This is a genomic window from Acinetobacter sp. RF14B (genome assembly GCF_006864105.1).
GTDB lineage: Bacteria > Pseudomonadota > Gammaproteobacteria > Pseudomonadales > Moraxellaceae > Acinetobacter > Acinetobacter lwoffii_C.
The window spans coordinates 1-5,413 of record NZ_SMTB01000123.1; the positions used below are offsets into that span (position 1 = coordinate 1).

Here is a 5,413-nt window from a genome sequence, read left to right on the forward strand (position 1 = left end):
GTGCAGCTGCTGTTGGAACCACCGGGGCAGGCTCTACGCTCGGTTCAGCTGTTTGGGTAATTTCTTCTGCCACATTTTCATGGGCTGTTTCTTTAAACTCGGTTTTTTCGTGAGTCAGCGGTTTTAAGTCCTCAGGTTTGATCAGGACCGTTTTGATCTGTTTTGGTGGTTCGGGTGGCTTACTCATGCCCAGAAAAAGTAGGCCCACCAAAGCAACAGCGTGGATTCCCAAGGTAAATCCAATCGCCACTGCTTTTTGCTGAAAGGGTGGTTTCTGATAATTTTTCATACTTTATTCTAATGGTTTGGTCAGTAAACCGACTTGAGACAAACCGGCATCTTGTAGGCTCGACATCAGCGCCATGACATCGCCATAAGGACGGGTGGTGTGACCGTTGATCACGACATTCAGCAACTTGTTATTCTTCTCAGCCTCGGTCTGTGCTTCCACCAAAGTCTGGCTCAACTCAGCTAGTGTGACTGGGCCTGTGGTCTGGTTTTTGTAGTCCAGATAATAGGTTCCATCTTCTTTCAGTGTGACAATAGTGGGTGCATCTTTAGATTCGATGGGTAGGCCATTGGCCTGAGGCAAGTCAACTTTAATACCGCTGGTAATCATGGGAGCTGTCACCATGAAAATAACCAGAAGTACCAGCATGACATCGATATAAGGTACGACATTCATGTCACTTTTCAGTGGTTTTTTAATACGCGCAAAGCGTCCTGCACCTTGAATAGCCATTAGTTCGTGTCCTGTGTTAAGCCCACCGACTGACGTTGCAGCAGCGCCACCATTTCTTCGGCAAACAGGGCACGATCTGAGTACAGGGTTTCGCCTTTAGCGGTGAAATGGTTAAAAGCCAATACAGCTGGAATTGCTGCAAACAGGCCAATGGCTGTAGCAATCAGCGCTTCTGCAATGCCCGGTGCAACGGTGGCCAGCGTTACCTGCTCGACATCAGCCAAGCCAATAAAGGCATTCATGATGCCCCAGACCGTACCAAAAAGACCGACATAGGGTGCAACTGAGCCAATGCTGGCCAAAGCTCCCAATCCCTGTTCAAGTTGTCCCTGATCACGACTGAGGCCGACACGCAGAATACGCTCTGTGCCTTCAATGGACTGGGTAGTCGGCGCATGACGCTTTTTCAGTTTCAGGAACTCACCCAGACCTTGATAGAAAATATCTTCAAGACCGGTACGTTTAGAATTTAGCTGAGCATTGTTATATAAGGTTTTCAGTTCGGCCCCTGACCAGAAAATTTTCTGGAAATGCTGGTCTTCAGCCTGAGCCTTTTTATAGCTCATATATAACTTGGCAATCAGATACCAGCTGTACAATGAGGCTAACAGCAAAGAAAGCATCACCAGTTGTACGACAGGGCTTGCTTGTAAAATAAGATCTGAAACTTGAAGAGATGATTCTAACTGAGTTGCCATAGTTGTTACGTGTGCCAATTAATTTTTTTAGTCTTGTTCCAATTCTTTTCGAATCAGTTCGCGTATTTCATCTGGAAGTCGACGCGGTTTCATTTCTGCACTAATACATGCCAACTCTACCTCGCCAGATGCAAGCATGATTTCACCACGATAAATATTTTGTTGCAATACAAATGATGAAGCTTTACATGAAATGACACGTGCAGTAACAGTAATTAAATCATCCATTAAAATTGGACGCATATACTTCACGCTAATTTTGTGCACAACAAAGTTATAGTCGGACTGATGCCAGTAATGACTGACGCCAGCCGCACGTAACCATTCGGTACGGGTACGTTCCATATAGCGAATATGGTTGGCGTGATAGACAATGCCACCCGCATCAGTATCTTCAATATAGACGCGGATATTGAATTCAAAGTGATTCGCCATAGTTTTGTTCCATGCAGGTTTTACGAAATATTTGCTTGTTTTAAAAGGTGGGGCAAGGTTTGAAATCTACTCTATTCCTTCCTGAAGCCAAGCAAATTAGCGCGTCAAAGTTTAGCATTGTGAGCCTTGAGACCAATGGCACAAGATGTCAAATCTGAGTCGGCACGTTATTGCGTCTGTAGAGCGCAGTCAATTGCTTATTTATGAGGCAATCTTAGCAGGGTGAGTACCTTGACTCACCTAGATCTGAATAGGGGGAAATCCGCTTGTGTTGTTCTGTTTTTAGCTCACTTGAGTCTGCTGAGTGATTTTAATGACGGCAAATGTTTTAGCAGTGCTCAGAAGCATAACTGTATATACCCGGTCTATCCGGTATGAATAACTTGGTTTCTTACCCAAGTTACGACTGACAAACGCTAAGGATTCTCTGCGTTACCCATAAGGACAGGATGATATGAAAATGCTCAATATTGACCGAAAACCATAAGGGAGTATGTACTCCCTTCCGGTCATTTATCTTTTGGTTCAGGTGGAGTCATGCCAAATTGTAAATAGGCCATATTGGTGGCAATACGTCCACGTGCAGTTCGCATGACATAACCTTGCTGAATTAAGTAGGGTTCAATCACATCTTCCAGAGTCCCGGAGTCCTCTGCCATGGCCGCTGCCACGGCTTCAACACCCGCAGGGCCACCCTCAAAACGTTCCAGTAACATCGACAGGTAACGGCGGTCTAAAGTATCCAGGCCATCTTTATCGACATTCAACATATCCAGCGCCCGTTGTGCCATGTCCTGAGTGACTTCACCAGTGCCTTTGACCTGTGCATAGTCACGTACGCGGCGCAGTAAACGGTTGGCAATACGTGGTGTGCCTCGGGCACGGCGGGCGATTTCTTTTGCACCATCGTCTGTCATTGGGACATCCATTAAGCTGGCTGAACGTGACACAATATGGGTCAGGTCAGCAACAGAATAGAACTCTAAACGCTGCACAATGCCAAAACGGTCACGTAGGGGAGAGGTCAGCAGACCAGCACGTGTGGTTGCCGCCACTAGTGTAAATGGAGGTAAATCCAGTTTGATTGAACGGGCAGCCGGACCTTCACCAATCATGATGTCTAGCTGGTAGTCCTCCATCGCTGGGTATAGAATTTCTTCAATGACTGGGGAAAGGCGGTGAATTTCATCAATAAATAAAACATCACCCTCTTCAAGGTTGGTCAGCATCGCTGCCAGATCGCCTGCACGCTCCAGCACTGGGCCTGAAGTGGATTTTAAGTTGCCGCCCATTTCCCGGGCAATAATATTGGCCAGTGTGGTTTTTCCAAGGCCGGGAGGACCAAAAATAAGCGTATGGTCGAGGGCTTCTTCACGGCCACGAGCAGCGCCAATAAAGATTTCCATTTGTTCACGGACCACGGGCTGACCGATGTAGTCATCGAGGGAGGTCGGACGGATGGCACGATCAAAATGATCTTCGGGTTTTTCAGAACCACTGATGAGACGGTCTTGCATATCGATTTAATTCATCTCTTTATTGAAGCTGTTTGATGCTGTTGGGACAGCCTCAAATAATGATTTGTGTTTAACGGCCATTGCGTAGGCGGTATTTTACTTTTGACAGGGCAAAAGTAACAAAACCCTTTGTTAGATTGAGGATATGTCCCTATATCCCAATCTAACGGACGACATCCATGTCGTCTAACGTGTAGTAAAACTAAGTGCTTAACATATGTGGTTGACGTTAATCATTAGCGATTCATCGATTTTAATGCTGCACGGATAATATCGCTGGCTTCAGTAAACTCGCCTTTGGCTGCGTTGACCAGTTTCTGTGCCTCAGCTGGTTTATAACCGAGTGATTGCAAGGCTGCTTCGGCTTCGGCCACTGCAGAATTCCCCATAAACTGAATCTGGGGTGCAGTAGAATTGGCCGGTGTGGTACCTGTGGCCATCGCCTTAAAGCGGTCTCGCAGCTCAATCATCAGGCGTTCAGCGGTTTTTTTGCCCACCCCCGGTACTTTGACCAAGGTGTTGAGGTCTTCGTTCTCAACTGTGTGAATCAGCATTTCTACACTTAACGTTGACAGAATACCGAGTGCCATTTTCGGGCCAACGCCATTTACCTTTAGTAAGGTCCGGAAAATGGTTTTTTCCTGGGCATTTAAAAAGCCATAGAGTAACTGCGCATCTTCACGTACGGCCAGATGTGTCCACAGGGTAATGTGCTGACCTTTTTGGAGCTGGCAAAAGGTGGTAAGTGGTGTATCAATTTCATAACCCACGCCATTTACATTTAACAGGACAGTCGGTGCTTCAAGCGCCAGTACTTCACCAATTAGGCATCCAATCATCTTTTATCATCACTAAATTCAGTTTGTAGCATAGTAGTCAGCATTTTCAGTAAAGGCAAAACCACTGCTGCACAATGGGGGGGTGCTGTCATCATCACTTAATACAGCAGGATATTTTATAATAATCCGACTTTATTGCCCTGTAATTCCTGTGACAGGTTATAGGCCTGATGATCAGAAAATTTTGAGATAATATCCAGCACCTGCATAATATTTTCATAATGGCTGGCTGTGAAATTCGCACCTGAGCGTTGCAGAATCGACATCAGGCGCTGTTCCTTAAAGCTCAGCGTTTTATGCGGTATAGTTAGCGGAATAAATGCATCCAGAATATTCTGCAAGCATTGATGAGCAATGATTTCCAGTCCTGCTTTTTGCGGATGCTCAAAAATCCTGTCACGCGCCAGTTCTTTGGCCCGGTCAATCCCGCTTTCAATATCTGCTGTACAATATTGCAATAACCCACCCTGTAACTGGCCCGATAAAATCTGGTCATGATGTCGGGCAAAGGCCGTGGTCACTTCATTCACCAGGCGTTTCATCACACGGCCACGCAAGGCGGCAATTTTCTGCTGCCAGGTGGTATTGTCCATGGCTATCTCGGACGGAACACCATAGTCGCCCAGCAGATTTAGAAATACCGGCTCCACTTCCTCATAACTCAGCATATTCAGACTGATGCCATCTTCCAGGTCAATCAGGGCATAACAGATGTCATCGGCTGCTTCGAGCAGATAGGTGAGTGGGTGGCGGCAGTATTGATATTCGTCTAACTGGATCAGTCCAAGCTCTTCTGCAATCTGTTTTAAAATATCTTTTTCTGCCTGATAACAGCCAAATTTGGCTCGTTGACTGGCCGGGCGGTCCCCTTGAGAGGCAATGGTTTTGGACAGCCACGGATATTTTAAATAAGCGCCTAAAGTGGCATACGTCAGGCGCATGCCGCCGTCGTTGGGATGATAGTCAATCTTGGTCAGCAGGCGCAGACCTTGGGCATTGCCCTCAAACTGGCGTACATCGGCTTCCTGCTCGGCACTCAAATCTTTTAAGAAGTCCGTATGCGATACATCATCAAACCATTCCCGAATTGCATATTCACCCGCATGACCAAAGGGCGGATTACCAATATCATGCGCCAGACAGGCTGCCTGAATAATCGCGCCGGCATCGGCCGGGGAAATC

Annotated in this window: 6 protein-coding genes and 1 pseudogene; all 7 read right to left on the minus strand. The window is 46.6% G+C overall.

All coding sequences use genetic code 11. The annotated features are described in order from the left end of the window. Nucleotides 1–289, minus strand: a pseudogene (locus tag E2K52_RS13175) (protein TolA); the annotation flags it as partial. Between the two features lie 3 nt (nucleotides 290–292). After that, on the minus strand, nucleotides 293–742 hold the full coding sequence (gene tolR / locus E2K52_RS13180) for a protein TolR (protein WP_151205504.1): 450 nt from the start codon (nucleotides 740–742) through the stop codon (nucleotides 293–295). Then, nucleotides 742–1,440, minus strand: coding sequence for a protein TolQ (tolQ, locus tag E2K52_RS13185; RefSeq protein ID WP_151205505.1), 699 nt, complete (start codon nucleotides 1,438–1,440; stop codon nucleotides 742–744). The genes tolR and tolQ overlap by 1 nt, the downstream gene beginning before the upstream one ends. A 27-nt stretch (nucleotides 1,441–1,467) precedes the next feature. Continuing rightward, nucleotides 1,468–1,875: a tol-pal system-associated acyl-CoA thioesterase gene (gene ybgC / locus E2K52_RS13190; RefSeq protein WP_151205506.1), complete on the minus strand. Its 408-nt coding sequence runs from the start codon at nucleotides 1,873–1,875 to the stop codon at nucleotides 1,468–1,470. Nucleotides 1,876–2,384: 509 nt separating this feature from the next. After that, nucleotides 2,385–3,392, minus strand: coding sequence for a Holliday junction branch migration DNA helicase RuvB (gene ruvB, locus E2K52_RS13195; protein ID WP_151205507.1), 1,008 nt, complete (start codon nucleotides 3,390–3,392; stop codon nucleotides 2,385–2,387). A 236-nt stretch (nucleotides 3,393–3,628) separates the two neighbouring features. Further along, the gene (gene ruvA / locus E2K52_RS13200) at nucleotides 3,629–4,231 is read right to left on the minus strand and encodes a Holliday junction branch migration protein RuvA (RefSeq protein WP_151205508.1); all 603 of its coding nucleotides are present in this window, start codon (nucleotides 4,229–4,231) and stop codon (nucleotides 3,629–3,631) included. A 116-nt stretch (nucleotides 4,232–4,347) separates the two neighbouring features. Next, nucleotides 4,348–5,413: deoxyguanosinetriphosphate triphosphohydrolase (locus E2K52_RS13205; protein ID WP_151205509.1), on the minus strand; the 1,066-nt coding region annotated here is incomplete at its 5' end.